Origin of the sequence: Claveliimonas monacensis (assembly GCF_014982975.1) — a bacterium.
Taxonomy (GTDB): domain Bacteria; phylum Bacillota; class Clostridia; order Lachnospirales; family Lachnospiraceae; genus Claveliimonas; species Claveliimonas monacensis.
The window spans coordinates 50,026-65,251 of record NZ_JADCKL010000004.1 but is presented as its reverse complement, the minus strand read 5'-3'; the positions used below and the strand labels follow the sequence as shown (position 1 = coordinate 65,251).

At 51.8% G+C, this 15,226-nt stretch carries 21 protein-coding genes; 15 read left to right on the top strand and 6 right to left on the bottom strand.

Going from position 1 to position 15,226, the window contains the following annotated elements:
- Window positions 1-48 precede the first annotated feature (48 nt).
- The 10 genes from INF30_RS07275 to INF30_RS07230 all read left to right on the top strand — a co-directional run bounded on the left by INF30_RS07275 (window position 49) and on the right by INF30_RS07230 (window position 5,776).
- Window positions 49-687, top strand: coding sequence for a hypothetical protein (locus INF30_RS07275; RefSeq protein ID WP_226394736.1), 639 nt, complete (start codon window positions 49-51; stop codon window positions 685-687).
- Between the two features lie 20 nt (window positions 688-707).
- Window positions 708-1,307, top strand: coding sequence for a DNA-3-methyladenine glycosylase I (locus INF30_RS07270; protein WP_226394735.1), 600 nt, complete (start codon window positions 708-710; stop codon window positions 1,305-1,307).
- Between the two features lie 17 nt (window positions 1,308-1,324).
- Window positions 1,325-1,585 carry a hypothetical protein gene (locus tag INF30_RS07265; protein WP_226394734.1) on the top strand — a complete coding sequence of 87 codons (261 nt, stop codon included), beginning with the start codon at window positions 1,325-1,327 and terminating at the stop codon, window positions 1,583-1,585.
- A gap of 61 nt (window positions 1,586-1,646) precedes the next feature.
- Window positions 1,647-2,303 (top strand): nucleotidyltransferase domain-containing protein, encoded by a 657-nt coding sequence (locus INF30_RS07260; protein WP_226394733.1) that lies wholly within the window; start codon window positions 1,647-1,649, stop codon window positions 2,301-2,303.
- Window positions 2,304-2,316: 13 nt separating this feature from the next.
- The gene (locus INF30_RS07255; RefSeq protein WP_076776512.1) at window positions 2,317-2,694 is read left to right on the top strand and encodes a DUF6483 family protein; all 378 of its coding nucleotides are present in this window, start codon (window positions 2,317-2,319) and stop codon (window positions 2,692-2,694) included.
- A 4-nt stretch (window positions 2,695-2,698) separates the two neighbouring features.
- On the top strand, window positions 2,699-3,199 hold the full coding sequence (locus tag INF30_RS07250; RefSeq protein ID WP_226394732.1) for a P-loop NTPase family protein: 501 nt from the start codon (window positions 2,699-2,701) through the stop codon (window positions 3,197-3,199).
- Between the two features lie 35 nt (window positions 3,200-3,234).
- Window positions 3,235-4,116, top strand: coding sequence for a carbon-nitrogen hydrolase family protein (locus tag INF30_RS07245; protein ID WP_226394731.1), 882 nt, complete (start codon window positions 3,235-3,237; stop codon window positions 4,114-4,116).
- Between the two features lie 13 nt (window positions 4,117-4,129).
- Window positions 4,130-4,777: a flavin reductase family protein gene (locus INF30_RS07240; protein WP_226394730.1), complete on the top strand. Its 648-nt coding sequence runs from the start codon at window positions 4,130-4,132 to the stop codon at window positions 4,775-4,777.
- Between the two features lie 14 nt (window positions 4,778-4,791).
- The gene (locus tag INF30_RS07235) at window positions 4,792-5,079 is read left to right on the top strand and encodes a BUD32 family EKC/KEOPS complex subunit (protein WP_226394729.1); all 288 of its coding nucleotides are present in this window, start codon (window positions 4,792-4,794) and stop codon (window positions 5,077-5,079) included.
- Window positions 5,080-5,083: 4 nt separating this feature from the next.
- Window positions 5,084-5,776 carry a pyridoxamine 5'-phosphate oxidase family protein gene (locus INF30_RS07230; protein ID WP_226394728.1) on the top strand — a complete coding sequence of 231 codons (693 nt, stop codon included), beginning with the start codon at window positions 5,084-5,086 and terminating at the stop codon, window positions 5,774-5,776.
- Here the strand turns inward: INF30_RS07230 and INF30_RS14905 are convergent.
- Window positions 5,682-5,999, bottom strand: coding sequence for a phosphatidylethanolamine N-methyltransferase family protein (locus INF30_RS14905; protein ID WP_226394727.1), 318 nt, complete (start codon window positions 5,997-5,999; stop codon window positions 5,682-5,684). The genes INF30_RS07230 and INF30_RS14905 overlap by 95 nt on opposite strands.
- Window positions 6,000-6,166: 167 nt before the next feature.
- Complete coding sequence (locus INF30_RS07220) at window positions 6,167-7,480, bottom strand: MFS transporter (protein WP_226394726.1); 1,314 nt, start codon at window positions 7,478-7,480, stop codon at window positions 6,167-6,169.
- 428 nt (window positions 7,481-7,908) lie between these two features.
- Here INF30_RS07220 and INF30_RS14730 point away from each other — a divergent pair, with 428 nt between their 5' ends.
- The 3 genes from INF30_RS14730 to INF30_RS07210 all read left to right on the top strand — a co-directional run bounded on the left by INF30_RS14730 (window position 7,909) and on the right by INF30_RS07210 (window position 8,965).
- On the top strand, window positions 7,909-8,034 hold the full coding sequence (locus tag INF30_RS14730) for a hypothetical protein (RefSeq protein ID WP_311136011.1): 126 nt from the start codon (window positions 7,909-7,911) through the stop codon (window positions 8,032-8,034).
- A gap of 27 nt (window positions 8,035-8,061) precedes the next feature.
- Complete coding sequence (locus INF30_RS07215) at window positions 8,062-8,418, top strand: GNAT family N-acetyltransferase (protein WP_330601284.1); 357 nt, start codon at window positions 8,062-8,064, stop codon at window positions 8,416-8,418.
- A 106-nt stretch (window positions 8,419-8,524) separates the two neighbouring features.
- Window positions 8,525-8,965, top strand: a complete 441-nt coding sequence (locus tag INF30_RS07210) for a MarR family winged helix-turn-helix transcriptional regulator (protein ID WP_076776527.1) — start codon at window positions 8,525-8,527, stop codon at window positions 8,963-8,965.
- Window positions 8,966-9,000: 35 nt separating this feature from the next.
- Here INF30_RS07210 and INF30_RS07205 read toward each other — a convergent pair whose 3' ends face one another.
- Window positions 9,001-10,335 carry an MATE family efflux transporter gene (locus tag INF30_RS07205; protein ID WP_226394725.1) on the bottom strand — a complete coding sequence of 445 codons (1,335 nt, stop codon included), beginning with the start codon at window positions 10,333-10,335 and terminating at the stop codon, window positions 9,001-9,003.
- A gap of 174 nt (window positions 10,336-10,509) precedes the next feature.
- Between INF30_RS07205 and INF30_RS07200 the strand changes: the two genes are divergently transcribed.
- The gene (locus INF30_RS07200; protein ID WP_226394724.1) at window positions 10,510-11,799 is read left to right on the top strand and encodes a redoxin domain-containing protein; all 1,290 of its coding nucleotides are present in this window, start codon (window positions 10,510-10,512) and stop codon (window positions 11,797-11,799) included.
- A 67-nt stretch (window positions 11,800-11,866) separates the two neighbouring features.
- Here the strand turns inward: INF30_RS07200 and INF30_RS07195 are convergent, their stop codons facing one another.
- The 3 genes from INF30_RS07195 to INF30_RS07185 all read right to left on the bottom strand — a co-directional run bounded on the left by INF30_RS07195 (window position 11,867) and on the right by INF30_RS07185 (window position 13,925).
- Window positions 11,867-13,153 (bottom strand): aminotransferase class I/II-fold pyridoxal phosphate-dependent enzyme, encoded by a 1,287-nt coding sequence (locus tag INF30_RS07195; protein ID WP_076776532.1) that lies wholly within the window; start codon window positions 13,151-13,153, stop codon window positions 11,867-11,869.
- A gap of 269 nt (window positions 13,154-13,422) precedes the next feature.
- Window positions 13,423-13,680: a spore coat protein gene (locus INF30_RS07190; protein WP_076780725.1), complete on the bottom strand. Its 258-nt coding sequence runs from the start codon at window positions 13,678-13,680 to the stop codon at window positions 13,423-13,425.
- A gap of 62 nt (window positions 13,681-13,742) precedes the next feature.
- Complete coding sequence (locus INF30_RS07185; protein ID WP_076776534.1) at window positions 13,743-13,925, bottom strand: hypothetical protein; 183 nt, start codon at window positions 13,923-13,925, stop codon at window positions 13,743-13,745.
- Between the two features lie 264 nt (window positions 13,926-14,189).
- Between INF30_RS07185 and INF30_RS07180 the strand changes: the two genes are divergently transcribed.
- Entirely contained in the window at window positions 14,190-15,158 is a 969-nt protein-coding gene (locus INF30_RS07180; protein WP_226394723.1) for a Gfo/Idh/MocA family protein, read from the top strand.
- Window positions 15,159-15,226 lie beyond the last annotated feature (68 nt).

The following is a 15,226-nucleotide window of genomic DNA, read 5'->3' as shown; positions in this document are numbered from 1 at the left end:
GCAGCCATGTGTATTATAATAGGAGTAAGATAGAGGGAGGTTGATAGGATGTTTTTGAGCGAAAAGGAATACGGGCATGCAGTTGCTGTCCTGTCCGGCAAAGTGGAGAAAACGCCCTTTTTTGCCGAGGTGGAGCAGTGGTTTAAAAATGCGTTCAGACTGCAGCTCTACGACTATTACTGTGACTGTACCAATGGGGGCCTTCCCCGGGTTCGTCTGCTCCTCTGGGATCGGGGCTGCGCCGGGAAGATGAAGAGGGGAGCAGAGTTTGATGAGAAAAAACAGAGGCGCATAGCCGGGGAATTTGCCAATCTGTGCAGAAAATATGACGTGCACCCAGATTACCACAGACCGCAGGATGTTTTTGTTTGTTATGATACATTAAAAGATGAGATGCAAAAGAGAGTGCTTCGGCAATGCGCCGGGGAACTGAAAGCGCTGGAGGTCCCTGATATATGGCGGGTGGAGATTATCTTTGACAGGGTGCATATCTTTTTCGGGACAGATGAGCAGGAGGCCCTGCACCGCCGGGATGGCGTGTGCGGCAGTGTGAAAAGAGAAGTGGAGGAGATCGTAAAACAAAAGGACGTATTTGGAGCTTTTGAGGACGGGGTGCAGTGTGTGTTCACAAGCCGACAGACTTTGGATGAAAAATATGATGGAAAGATGTTCTATTACACAAGATAGCCGATAAGGAGGTTGGATCATTGGAGAGATGTAAGTGGTGCATGTGCAACGAAAAGATGATCCGGTATCACGATGAGGAGTGGGGTGTTCCCCTGTATGATGACCGGAAACAGTTTGAGTTCCTGATGATGGAGGTCATGCAGTGCGGCCTGAACTGGAATATGATGATACAGAAACGGGAGATTTTTCAGCAGTGCTTTGACGGGTTTGACTTTGATAAAGTGTCAGCCTACGGAGAGGAGGATGTGAGCCGGATCATGGAGACGGAGGGGATGATCCGCTCAGAGAGAAAGATCCGTGCTGTCATACACAATGCCCGGTGCTTCCAGAAGATCCGGGAGGAGGCGGGCTGTTTCAGCGACTACCTGTGGAGTTTCACAGGAGGAAAAACCTATGTCTATCCGGCGCACCAGACAGAGGGGATGCCGGCCAGCAATGACTTGTCGGATCAGATCAGCCGGGATTTGAAAAGGAGAGGGCTGAAATACATGGGATCTATCACCGTGTATTCCCACTTGCAGGCATGCGGGATGATTAATGATCACCAGAGAGACTGCTTCCGGTATGAGGAACTGCTGAAGCTGGCGGATGTGGAGGAGAGAGAAGAAAAAGAACAGTGAGAGGGGGGGCAGGAGATATGCTCACAATTTTTAACAGGGAGAGCCTGTGGATCGGAAGAGACCTGACACGTTTTAATGCGATCAGGGATGTGCTGGAGAGGGAGCGTATTCCCTACACTTACAAGACGAGAAACAGCGGAGGCAATTGGGGGGGCCATGGCACAGCCCGGGGGACTCTGGTGAGTATGATCAGTCCGATTGATATCATGTACGAGTATGAGATTTTTGTTCTGAGAACAGACCTGGACAGAGCCAGGTATTTTATCAATACACAGTAAGCGAGGGCAGATCTATTTTTCCTGGGGATGAGAGATATAGAAGGAAAGTGAGGAGGAAAACATGCTTGAGATAGAGAGTTGGACAGAACATTTTATACAGGTATTAAGGGAAACTTTTGGAGAGCGGATCTGGTTTGCGGGCCTTCAGGGAAGCCGGGGGAGGGGAGAGGAGACCGAAGGAAGCGACATTGACCTGGTGGTGATTCTGGATGAACTTACACCCGGCGACATACGGACTTATGATAAGATGCTGGATGGGCTGCCGGACAGAGAGCTTGTCTGTGGATTTCTCTCCGGGAAAGCAGAACTTTTTAAATGGGAACCGTCAGATCTTTTCCAGTTCTATTATGACACAAGGCCGATTGTGGGAAGTCTGGATGAGCTGCTGGAGCGGATTGACGAGGAAGCGGTGCGCCGGGCAGTCAGGCTGGGAGTGTGCAATATTTACCACGGCTGCATACACAACATGCTGTACGACAGACAGGAGGAGATCCTGAAGGGACTGTACAAGGCGGCCTCCTTTGTGGTGCAGGCCATCTGCTTTTTACAGACGGGGAAATATACGAGGAAACAGAAGGATCTGCTTGACATAGCCGGGAAAGAGGAACAGAATATTGTCAAAACATTCCTGGCGCTGAAGGCAGGCGGAAAGGCGGACCTTGGAGAAATGTCGGACAGGCTGCTTCTGTGGGCCCAGGGGTGGATCAACAGACTGTAAGGAGGAAGGACAGATGATAGAGGATAAGGACTATATCATGCGCCTTACCCACGAGATCGCGCGCATGCTCATAAGACTAATATTTGGCAGGGATATCGACAAGGAGGACGAGCTTCCGGTCTCTGTGGAGAGACTGCAGCAGTTTAAAAAGCTGACCGCCATGATAGACGACGGTCAGATCAACGAGGCGGAAAATCAGCTCCTGGACGAGCTGGACCCGGACAGCCAGTCCTACTTTGAGATGGCTCTCCGCTTTTATGAGAAGCTGGGGTGCAAGAGCGAGGAATTCCTGGAGGAGCACGGCTTTACCCAGGATGAGGTGGTGGACGGAATGAAATACATTGTGGATTGCTACGGATACGGGGACCTGTGGGACCCGGTGAGCAGGTGAGAGGATGAAAAAGGTGATCGTGATAGGATGCCCCGGCGCGGGGAAAAGTACCTTTGCCCGGAAGCTGCGGGAGAGGACATCGCTGCCTTTGTATTACCTGGATATGATCTGGCACAGGGCTGACGGCACCAACATTTCCAGGGAAGCGTTTGTCAGGCAGGTAAGTGAGATTGTAGGCGGAGAACAGTGGATCATAGACGGCAACTATCTGAATTCCCTGGAAATGAGGCTTCAGGAGTGCGACACGGTTTTTCTCCTGGACTATCCCACGGAGCTCTGCCTGGACGGAGCCAAAGAGCGCATAGGGAAAAAGAGGGAGGACCTGCCCTGGGTGGAGAAAGAGTTTGACCGGGAATTCCGCCAGTGGATCGTGGATTTCCCGGAGGACCAGCTCCCCCGTATCTACGAGATGCTGGAAAAATACAGAGACAGCAGGGATATTTTTGTCTTCAGGAAAAGAGAAGATGCGGACGCGTATCTGGCTTTGCTGGAACAGAGGAAATAAAGGGAAATGAGCAGGAAAACGAAAGGGAAAGGGTTATGGATCTTTTGAGGACAGCCCTTCTTCAGATTGCTCCCTGCGGTTCTCAGGAGGGGAATCTGAAAAAGGGAGTGGAGTACTGTGAAAAAGCAAAAGAGATGGGAGCCCACATTGCTCTGTTTCCGGAGATGTGGAGCTGCGGCTATGATATATGCAGCAGGCCTTTTGAAGAGTGGAAGAAGGAGGCGGTCCCGGCGGACAGCTCCTTCGTCCGGACGTTTGGGGAGCTGGCCAGAGAGCTTTCCATGGCTATCGGCATCACATTTCTGGAAAAATGCGGGTCGGGATGCCGCAATACACTGGCGCTATTTGATCGGAACGGGGAGAGAGTCCTCACCTACGCAAAGGTGCACATCTGCGAGTTTGGGGCGGAGGCGGACCTGATGCCGGGTGAGGATATTTATGTGACGGATCTGGACACGCCCCTGGGTTCGGTGAAGGCCGGGGCTATGATCTGCTACGACCGGGAGTTTCCGGAGAGCGCCAGAATCCTGATGCTGAAGGGTGCGGAGATCATTCTCGTGCCCAATGCCTGTCCCATGGAGATCAACCGGCTCTCCCAGCTTCGGGCCAGAGCTTTTGAGAATATGACAGCCATCTGTACCTGCAATTACCCGGGCACGGTGCCGGATTGCAATGGCGGCTCCAATGTCTTTGACGGAGTGGCCTATCTGCCGGATCTTCCGGGCTCCAGAGACATGTGCATTCTCAAGGCCGGTCCAGAGGAGGGAATCTTTCTGGCTGACATAGACCTGTCCATGCTCCGCAGATACAGAGAGAGTGAGGTCCACGGGAACGCCTACCGGCGCCCGGAAAAGTATGGTCTTCTGACGGGAAGAGACATTGAGGAGCCCTTTATCAGGAGTGACCACAAGAGATAGGAGGATACAGAACATGAAGATCGAGATTGGAAAGGAGTTCCCCGGATATTTCAAATCCCTCTACCCGGAGGAGTTCCAGCTTTTCTCCCACTTTGAGACGACTGCTGCTGTCCCCGGTCCGCTCTTTGCCATCACCACATGGAAGGAAAACGGGAAGCCCAACGTGTGCCTGCACAGCTGGAGCTGTTTCCACGGGGACAAGACCGCTTTTTTCGCAGTTATGGGAAATCTTTACCAGCACACTCACACCTACGCCAATATCCTGCGGGAGAGATGCTTCTGCATCAATTTCCTGCCTGTCAGCTGCTACGACAGGCTGACAGAGACCATTTTCCACAACGAGTATGACAGCGACGAGTTTCAGACAGGAGGCTTTGCCCTGGAGGAGGCCAGGACCATCCATGCCCCGGTGATACGGGAGGCGTTCCTGACTATGGAGTGTACCCTGCGGGATGTCCAGGACTTAAGCGGTACCGGCATGGCGGCCATGGTCATCGGAGAGGTACAGCACATGTCCGTGGAGGAGGACTATGCCCAGGGCTATGCGAAAAGATACGGGAAGGAGGGCTTTATGATGCTTGTGCCCTCGCCCCAGGACCTTGTCACCGGGGAGCCGGGTCTGTCGGCCATCGGGACGGTGAAGATTGAGAAATACGATTGAAGAGGAGAGAAAACGTGGAACAGACAGTTGCTGTAAACGAAACAGAGTACACCATCCTTAAGCTCCTGGGAAAAGGGAAGGGCGGCTATTCTTACCTGGCCCTTGCGGGAGGAAGATACGTGGTATTAAAGCAGATACACCATGAGCCCTGCGATTACTACCAGTTCGGGGATAAGCTGGAGGCGGAGCTGCGGGACTATGAAAGACTGAGAAATGTGGGAATCCCCATGCCAGAGCTGCTGGATGTGGACCGGGGGAAGGAGCGGATCGTCAAGGAGTTCATAGAGGGAGAGACCGTGTGACCTCGTGTTAAGAGACAGACTGCCGGAAACCTGCGCGGAGCAGGTCAGGGACATGTGCCGCTGCCTCGGCCCGGCAGGACTCAACATCGATTATTTTCCCACCAACTTTATCTTGCGGGAGGGAGTCTTATATTATATTGATTACGAGTGCAACGACTATATGGAGGAATGGGATTTTGAACACTGGGGCGTCCGGTACTGGTCCGGGACGCCGGAGTTTTGGCAGTATGCCAGGGACCACGAAAATGAGTTCCAAAGGCAGCAGCGCTCTTTCTGGGAAGTCTTTGGCGAAGCGAAGAAAATGGTGCTCTCCACTGCTGCGGGGGACAGAGTTTCCTCCAGGATGATGAGCGTTATCCAGATGGAGGGGCTTCTGTATTTTCAGACAGACAGGGCCTTCCTCAAATACAGACAGCTTGCAGAGAATAAGAACGCAGCTCTTTGCATGGACAACATACAGATCGGGGGCATCTGCAGGGAGCTGGGGCATCCCATGGAAAATGAGAGATTTGCCGGGCTGTACGGAAAACATTTTCCCGGCTCCTTTGAGCGGTATTCCGGCCTGAAAAACGAGAGGTTGTTTGTGATGAGCCCGGTCTTCATCAAGAAATGGATCTACCGGGATGGGCTGCCCTTTGAAGAGGTGTTTGAAGCGGAAGGAGAGAGGTATTCCCTGACGGAATATAAGGGGGAGTGAGAGGGAAGCTGGTCAGCAGCGCTATCCCAAGAAAGCAGACAAAGTAGGAGACATACATGGGGTTGCGGGAAAAGCGGTAAATGCCGTCAGTGTTGAGCCCGATTTTATCCGGCGAGGCGAAGGCCTTTACTGTGAGAAAGAAGGGATAGAGGATAATCCCTGCATTTGTTAACGGATATATGAAATAAGCTTCTTTTTCGTTTCTTTTCAGGGGCGCAAACATGGCTGCCCTCTGCAGGGAGGCCCGGTCGAGAAATGTCAGGATGGCAATTCTGATAAAGAAAAAGGAAAGCAGCAGTATAAATCCGTTTATTTTCTTTCCTCCTGAAAATGTATGGAATATAGGCGCAGACCGAGAAGTCTGCGCCTGCGTATTTTATTGATGTAAATTTAATCGTTTCTTTTGCCCTCCAGCTTCCAGATATGTCCATCTCTCTGGAAATACAGGCATACCAGGATGCCCGCAAATGCGATCACAAAGAACAGAAAAGCTGCGCCTGACCCCTTTCCTGTGCCAAACAGGAGAGACGGGATGCTGCCCTTATCCTGGTCTGCCATAAAGGGCTCAAAGACCTGGTCTACGAGAACGCCGCCCAGCAGATAGCCTACGGGTATGGTGAAAAACTGCAGAGTATTTCTTGCGGAGTAGACCCGCCCCTGCATCTCCACAGGAATGTAGGTGCGGAAGAGGGCGTCCATGTTGGTGTTCATAACCGGGATGAAGAGCCAGCCAAGGATGGCTCCCAGACACCATACAGGAGTGCCCCGGCCAAGAGCCAGCAGAAAGTTTTCCGTGCTCATGGAAAAGAGGAGAGAGAGGCAGATGGCTCTGACCCGGCTCTTTGGGGCTGGCAGGAAGGTGGCGATGACACTGCCGGTTACATTTGCCAGGCCCGTACAGGTGGACACCAGTGCCAGTGCAGCCTGGCTTCCTCCGTCTCTGGAGAGCAGCATAGCGGGGAGGGCGGCGTTGTACACAGAAGCCACCAGATTGATGCAGGCCAGAAAGAGGATAAGATCCAGGATGCCCCTATTCTCCCTCAGGTAGCAGAGCCCCTGGCCGGCGGTCTGCAGCACAGACGCCTGTTCAGTGTTCCGCTTGGACAGGTCCTGCTCCGGGAGCTTTACAAAGAAGGCCAGGGAGAGGAAAGCTGCCGTGAAGGTGAGAAGATCAAAGGCGATCACTGTGTAAATGCCAAAAGCCGACAGAAGAGCTGTGGCGAAAACCGGTGACAGTATGGTCACAAGGGAGTTGGAAAAGGCCCGCATCCCCGCTGCTTTCTGGTATTGTTCTCTGGGAGTTAAAAGGCTTACGGCCACGTCTGAAGCAGGCTGCTGCAGCGTATTTCCGAGGCCGTTCAGGGCATTGATCACATACAGATGCCAGAGCTTGAGCTGTCCAGTCACAAGAAGGACCAGGACAGACAGAGTACACAGAGCCGCAAAGCTGTCGCACACCAGCATGGTGCGCTTTTTGTTCCACCGGTCGCTCAAGGCTCCGGCAAAAATACTCAGAAGCACATAGGGGGCATAGGAACACGCAGTCAGAAGGGAGGAGGCAAGGGCCGATCCCTCCTGCTGGTAGGCCCATATGACAAGTGCATAGCTTGTCATGGAGCTGCCAAGAGCAGAGAATCCCTGGGTTGCCCAGAGAATGATAAAGGTGTGTAATCCGTTAAATAATGTATTGAGTTTTTGTATCATGACTTTGCTCCTTTTCCTTATGATAAAACAGACCAAAAGTGCAAAGCCTTTCTTTCCGGACGGCAGTTATCCTATTTGAAGCAAGCTCCGTGTCAGTCCCGCCCGGGATCAGACTCTGCACGGAGCATGAGCAATACAAAGCCTCATGTCGGAGCTCCTTTCTGATAAGAGGTGTATATAGTTTCGATTATCTGTCTATTATATCGGAAACCCGGTCTGATGGCAACAGTGGCTTTGGGCAGATTTTTGTGGTAAAATCCTGGAAGGAGGACAGATATGAAGCAGATATTTGAGTACGATGAGATCATTCACGAAGTGCCGGACAAAGGCGGTGCGTACGTGATCTTTCCCTGGGATATCAGAGAGGTGTTCGGGAAAGGGCGCTGGTGACAGAATACACATTAAAATTGAGGAGAGAGAAGAGTAAGATGAAGATCAGACAGGAAACACCAAAAGATTACGAAGAAGTATATGAACTAATCAGGGAGGCGTTTGCATCCGCTGAACATGCGGATGGAAACGAGCAGGATCTGGTGGAGGCGCTTAGAAAATGAGATGCCTTTATACCGGAGCTTTCCCTTGTGGCGGAAGAAGACGGCCAGCTGGCAGGGCATATTCTTTTTACAAAGGCACAGGTGGGGGAGGCAGAGGTGCTGGCCCTGGCGCCACTGTCAGTGCGCCCTGCTTTTCAGAGACAGGGTGTGGGGACAGCTCTGATCGAGGAGGGCCACCGGATCGCCAGAAAGATGGGATATGCCTACTCCATTGTGCTGGGGAGTGACAGCTATTATCCAAGGACAGGTTACAGAGAGGCTGTACATTTTGGCGTGGAAGTGCCGGATGGGATCCCTTCTGCCAATTTTATGGCAGTACGCCTGCGGGAAGACGCGCGGCCTCTTGGCGGACAGATAATTTACGCAGAAGAATTTGGGATGTGACTGTATAATCTGAAATACAGTGCAGCGGCGGCATTGACAGAAGCCGCCTTTTGCTATAGACTACATCTTGTTTACAAGTAAACTATAAACAGATAAAGGAGAGGACATGCAAAGAACAGTGGAGGCCATGCTTGGCTATTTTAACCAGATCAGGCAGGTATATGCGAATGAACTGAATAAAAAAGTGGCGCAGGAAAAATTCTCCCCAAACGAGATGTCTGTGCTGATCCTCCTCTCTAACAATAAAACCATCAACACGGCCAGCCAGCTGAAAGTGATCCTGGGGGTCTCTAAAGGACTGGTGAGCCGCAGCGTGGAAGCGCTGGCGGAAAAAGGCCTTGTGGATTGCAGGCAGGATGAGCGTGACCGGAGGATCCAGAGGATCTATCTGACAGAGAGGGCGCAGCCTCTGGTGGTGAGGATGAAAAGCGAGATAGAAAAGATCAATGAAGCGTTTCTGGACGGGATCTCCCAGGAGGAGATAGACCAGATGGAGGAGACGATGACAAAGATCCTTGACAGATTTACGGAAAAGGGAGATCGATAGACAATGAAAATGGAGATGTCAAGGGAAGTGAAGGCTCACTTCCCTTTTCTTGTGAGGTGCATATAGTACACAACGCCTGTCAGATCTGCCAGAGCCCATCCAATGGGAACAGACATCCAGATGCCTGTGACTCCCAGCTGGGGGATGGCGGACAGGAGGTAGGCCAGGGCCACCCGGGTGCCCAGGGAGATGACTGTCAGTACTACGGACATGCTGGGGCGGGCGATGGCCCGGTAGAGCCCGTAGAGAAGGAACAGAAGGCCGATCCCAAAGTAGAAGGCTCCTTCAATATGCAGATAATGAACGCCGGCGGCAATGATCTCCGTCTCCTCCGAGGACACGAATATCTTCATCAGAGGTTCTGCAAAGAGACACACAAGAAGGCTGATGAGAAGGCAGAAGACGAAGGCGCACAAAAAAGCGCTCTTCATACCCTGCCGGATCCGGTCTTCTTTTTTTGCGCCGTAATTCTGGGCGATAAAGGTGGAAAATGCATTTCCAAAGTCCTGTACAGGCATGTAGGCAAAGGAGTCGATCTTCACCGCTGCCGCAAAAGCAGCCATGATGACAGGCCCAAAGCTGTTGACAAGCCCCTGGACCATGAGGATGCCAAAATTCATGACAGACTGCTGAAGGCAGGTGAGAAAGGAGAAGCTGGTGATCTCGTGGAAAATGCTTTGATCCCATTTTCTGTGCTGCCGCCCCGGCATCAGCTCCGGAAAGCGGACTTTTGTGTAGAAGGCCAGCCCGGCGCCGGATACGTACTGGGAGAGGATGGTGGCAAAGGCAGCACCCCCGACGCCCCAGCGGAAGATCACGACGAACACAAGGTCCAGCACAATATTCATTACGGCAGAGACAGCCAGAAAAAGGAGAGGAGCCCGGGAGTTTCCCACAGAGCGAAGCAGGCAGGCAAAATAATTGTAGAGAAATGTGCCTATAATTCCGGCAAATATAATGAGCAGATAGTCCTTCATCAGTCCTGTGATGGAACCTGGAACCCGAAGGAACCAGATGATCCCGTCAATGCCGATAAAGACAGCTGCATTCAGCACCACGGTCACTGCTCCGATAAAGACGAAAGACTGGAAGATGCCTGATTTCATGCGGTCAAAGTCCTGCTGGCCGAAACTGATGGAAAAAGAGGCGCCGCTGCCCATGCAGAGTCCCAGGATAATGGATGTGAGAAAGGTCATCAGTGTGTAGGAAGATCCCACAGCTGCCAGGGCATCTGCTCCCAGAAAGCGTCCCACGATGATCGTGTCTGCAATATTATAGCACTGCTGCAACAAGTTTCCCGCGATCATGGGCAGTGCGAAGATCAGTAGGCTTTTGGTGATGCTGCCTGACAGAAGTTTACTTTCCTGCATAGATTTTCCTCCAGCTGTTTCTAAAATATCTCTTATTATTATAGAAAGCGATGCAGCCTGTGTCAATTGCCTGGCAGGGGCGGATGATAGAGGGATAAAAGAGTTGACGCCGCAGGGGAAACCCGATATGATAGAGAAAATCACGGCGGCCAGGGCCGCTTCAGGGAGGGTTTTATGGGATTTGATCTGGATGTGAGTATTCCGGTTTTAACCGTATTTATACAGGGGATCCTGAGCTTTCTGTCGCCCTGCGTGTTTCCCCTTATTCCGCTCTATGTCAGTTATCTGTCCGGCGGGACGGGAGTGAAGGATGAGACGGGGGCGTGGCATTATCCCGGGAGGAAAGTTCTGGTCAATACAGTGTTTTTTGTGCTGGGTATCAGTTTTACTTTTTTCCTTCTGGGACTTGGATTCTCGGCGGCGGGAAGTTTTTTCAGGGATTATCAGAATATATTTGCAAAAGCAGGAGGGATCCTTGTCATTGCCCTGGGGCTTTATCAGCTGGGGGTGTTCGGCTCTTCCAGGCTTCTTGGCAATGAGCACAGGCTGCCTTTTCATCTGGACCGGATGGCCATGTCCCCGGTGACGGCTCTGCTGATGGGATTCTCTTTCAGCTTTGCCTGGACGCCCTGTGTGGGGCCGGCTCTTTCCAGCGTTCTCCTCATGACGGCTTCTGCCGGGACAAGGGCAAAGGGATTTCTCATGATCGGCGTGTACACCCTTGGATTCGTCCTGCCCTTCCTGGCAGCAGGGATTTTCACGACTACTCTTTTGAAAATTTTTCAGAAATACAGAAATATCGTGAAGTACACAGTAAAGATCGGGGCGGTGCTGATGATCTTTATGGGACTTATGATGTTTACCGGGAAAATGAACGATATTACGGGATATCTCTCCGGTGTGGGGGCCGGACAGGAGAGTGCGGCCGGGGACAGCGGCAGCGCGGCGGCGCCGGCGGAAGAAGAGAAAGAGACAGCTGAGGATGCAGGAGATGATGCGGAAGAGGATGCCGGGCAGGCCGGGAGCGTGGAATTTACGCTGACAGATCAGTACGGCGCGCCGCACAGTATTTCTGACTACAGGGGAAAAGTGATCTTTCTTAATTTCTGGGCCACCTGGTGTTCGCCCTGCAGGATGGAGATGCCGGATATCCAGTCTCTTTACCAGGAATATGCAGCCGCGGGAGACGATGCGGAAGTCGTTTTCCTGAGCGTTGCCACGCCGGGCATCGGCGGCGAGGGGACAAAGGAAGAGGTGATCCGCTTCATGGAGGAAAATGGTTACACATACCCTGTGCTCATGGATGAGACAGGAGAGGTGAGCGCCATGTTCGGCATCAGCGCCTACCCCACCACTTATATGATCGACCGGGAGGGAAAGGTGTACGGGTATGTAAGCGGTGCGCTGAGCCGTGAAAACATGGAGAGCATTATCCGGCAGACCCTGGAGGGAAAACAGATATAAAAAAGACGTGCGCAGAGGAGTCTGATTGTCTTCTCTGCGCACGTCTTTTATGATTAAGTTCTGTGTTTTATTTACTTTCCAGGATCTTGTCAATGCTTACCAGCTTGACGCTGAGAACGAAGATCTCTGTGGCCACTTTCAGCTCCTCAGCGGTTGGGTAGGAGGGGGCAATACGGATATTGCTATCCTGGGGATCCTTGCCGTAGGGGAAGGTGGCGCCAGCGTCTGTCATGATAAGGCCTGCCTCTTTTGCTTTTGCAACGATCTTCTTTGCGCATCCCGGAAGGGCGTCAAAGGAGATAAAGTAACCGCCTCTGGGAGACAGCCAGGAACCGATGCCAAGGCCGCCGATCTCTTTTTCCAGAGTGGAAATAACAGCTTCAAATTTTGGACGCATAATGTCCGCATGTTTTTTCATGTGCTGCACCATGCCGTGGATATCCTTGAAATATCTTGCGTGGCGGAGCTGGTTTACCTTGTCGTGTCCGATAGTCTGGATCTGCATCTGCTCCCGGATCGCCTTCAGGTTGGCAGTGGAAGCTGCAATGGCAGCGATGCCGGAGCCGGGGAAGCTGATCTTGGATGTGGAGGAGAATTTGTACACCATGTCCGGGTGTCCCTCTTTTTTACATTCCATCAGGATCTCGATCAGGTAATCCTGCTTATCTTCATATAAATGGTGGATGCCGTAGGCGTTGTCCCAGAAGATACGGAAATCTTCCGCAGCCGGGTTCAGCTTGGCAAAACGGTGCACAGTCTCGTCAGAGTATGTGATGCCCTGGGGGTTGGAGTATTTGGGTACGCACCAGATTCCCTTGATGGCCGGGTCTGTGCTTACCAGCTCCTCAACGATATCCATATCCGGGCCTGTGGGAGTCATGGGTACATTGACCATCTCAATGCCGAAGTACTCTGTGATCTTGAAGTGGCGGTCATAGCCCGGGACCGGACATAAGAATTTTACCTTGTCCAGCTTGCACCAGGGGGTGCTGCCCATAACGCCGTGTGTCATGGAGCGGGCGATGGTGTCGTACATGATGTTCAGGCTGGAGTTGCCGAAGATCACGATATTTTCTTTTGGAACTTCCATCATGTCGGCAAGAAGCTGCTTTGCCTCTCTGATGCCGTCCAGAACGCCGTAGTTGCGGCAGTCCACGCCCTCCTCGCACACAAGGTCAGAGCTGCTGTTCAGAACATCCATCATGCCCATGGACAGATTCAACTGTTCTGTGGACGGTTTTCCGCGGGACATATCCAGCTTCAGTCCCTGGGATTTTACCTGCTCAAACTCTGCTTCCAGTTCGGATTTGATTTTCAACAGTTCTTCTTTTGATAATTCTTCATATGCTGCCATCCTTGCATCCTCCATCATAGTTTTACTCATTTTTTCACTCAATGTCACCATTGTAGCGGGAAACTGAACGATCGTCAATTGTTTCCTGCAAAAAATATCTATTAAATAAGGAAATTCGTAAGAAATATCAATAAAAATGAAATTTCAAATCATTTTTCATTCATTTTGTGAGGGAGATAGAGTGGAACAAAGAGTGCAGAAGATGATGCTATGTAAGCGGCGTGACAGAATGCATCTGCGCCAGCTTCACGCCGCAAAGAGTGGGCCGCCTATTTCATGGACGGCTGGGACAGGATAGAGCGGACATGCTCGATCTCCTGCTGGCTTGCCTTGGCGGCCGGCACATAGTAGCTGCGCTCGCGGGCAAGGTCATAGAGCTTCTCCTGGGACATCTCACAAGCATTACGCATCTGTTTTAAACACTGTTTCAGTTCTTTGTTTTCCGTCTGGGGGATCATCTCGCCAAAGCGGGTGAGTTCTCCGTTTACACCTGCAAGGGCATCTGCCACCATAGTCTTTTCGTTCAGCATCGTTTTTCCTCCTTGCTGCTGGTTTTCATTTTTCAGTCTCGGCTTTCAGCCTGTGGGGCTTACAGAAAGCGCATCAGTTCCTGCTTGTTCTGCATGGCACAGTCTGCTGCGTCCTGGAACAGCTTTTTCACCTCTGCATCCTGGGCCATATTGGCGTACTCTGTCATTTTCTGGCAGCTGGTCTCATAACCGCCGATGAGATGACGCAGGTTCTGCAGGTCGAGAACAGATATTTCAGACATATCCTTTACCTCCTTTTCATGTATTCCGATGATAGTGTTTGGAAAAATATGAGAAAATATACAAAATGTGAAAAATTTCTGCTTCCGGCCTGCCCGGGCGGCGCACATGTGCGCTGTACATGGAAGCGGGATAGCAGCTCGCTGCTTTACTTCCGGGGCTGGAAATGCTATATTACAGACAGGTAAAAGCTTAAAGAAAGGACTGCCGGGAAAAGCAGGTCAAAAGCCTGGCCGGCAGTCAGAAACAGGAGGTAGAGACAGAATATGAAAGTAGGCATTTTAGGGGCAGGCAGGATAGCCGCCACCATGGCGAAGACGCTGAATGGGATGAAAGAGGCGCAGTGCTACGCTGTAGCTTCCAGGAGTCTGGAGAAAGCGGAGGCGTTTGCACAGAAAAATCATGTGGAGAAGGCTTATGGTTCGTACGAGGAAATGCTTTCCGATGAGAATGTGGATCTTGTCTACATCGCCACGCCCCACTCCCATCACCTGGAGCACGGAAAACTTTGCATTTCCTACGGAAAACCGGTGCTCTGCGAAAAGTCCTTTACAGCCAATGCAGCCCAGGCCGGGGAGCTTCTGGACTATGCAGCTGAGAAAAAAGTGTTCATCACAGAGGCGATCTGGACAAGGTATATGCCCTCCCGGAAGATGATCGACGACATTATCGCTTCCGGGGAACTGGGGGAGATCAAAATGATCAGCGCCAATCTGGGGTACGAGCTGACAGACAAGGAGCGGATGCTCAGGCCGGAGCTGGCCGGCGGCGCCCTTCTGGATGTGGGTGTCTACACGCTGAACTTTGCCAGCATGGTGCTGGGGGATGACATTGTGAAAATGACCTCCGAGTGTGTGAAGACAGACACTGGCGTGGACGGCCAGGACGCGATCATCCTTACATACAGAGATGGAAAGATGGCCGTGCTCCACACGAGCATGTGGGCGGACACAGAGCAGTATGGAATTATTTACGGTACAAAAGGATACATGATCGCCTGCAATATAAACAATATTGATACAATTCAGATCTATGCGCCGGACCGTCACCTTGTGAGGGAAGTGAAAGTGCCCGAACAGATCACCGGCTATGAGTACGAAGTGCTTGCCTGCAGGCGCGCCATCGCCGCGGGAGAGCTGGAGTGCCAGGAGATGCCGCACGCAAAGACCCTGCGGATCATGGAGTGGATGGATGCCCTGCGGGAGGACTGGGGTGTGAAGTATCCGTTTGAGTAAACTGTAGATCCGGACGTAACACTTTTAAAAAGTGTTACGTCCGGATCTACATGTATTGGTGTGTAATT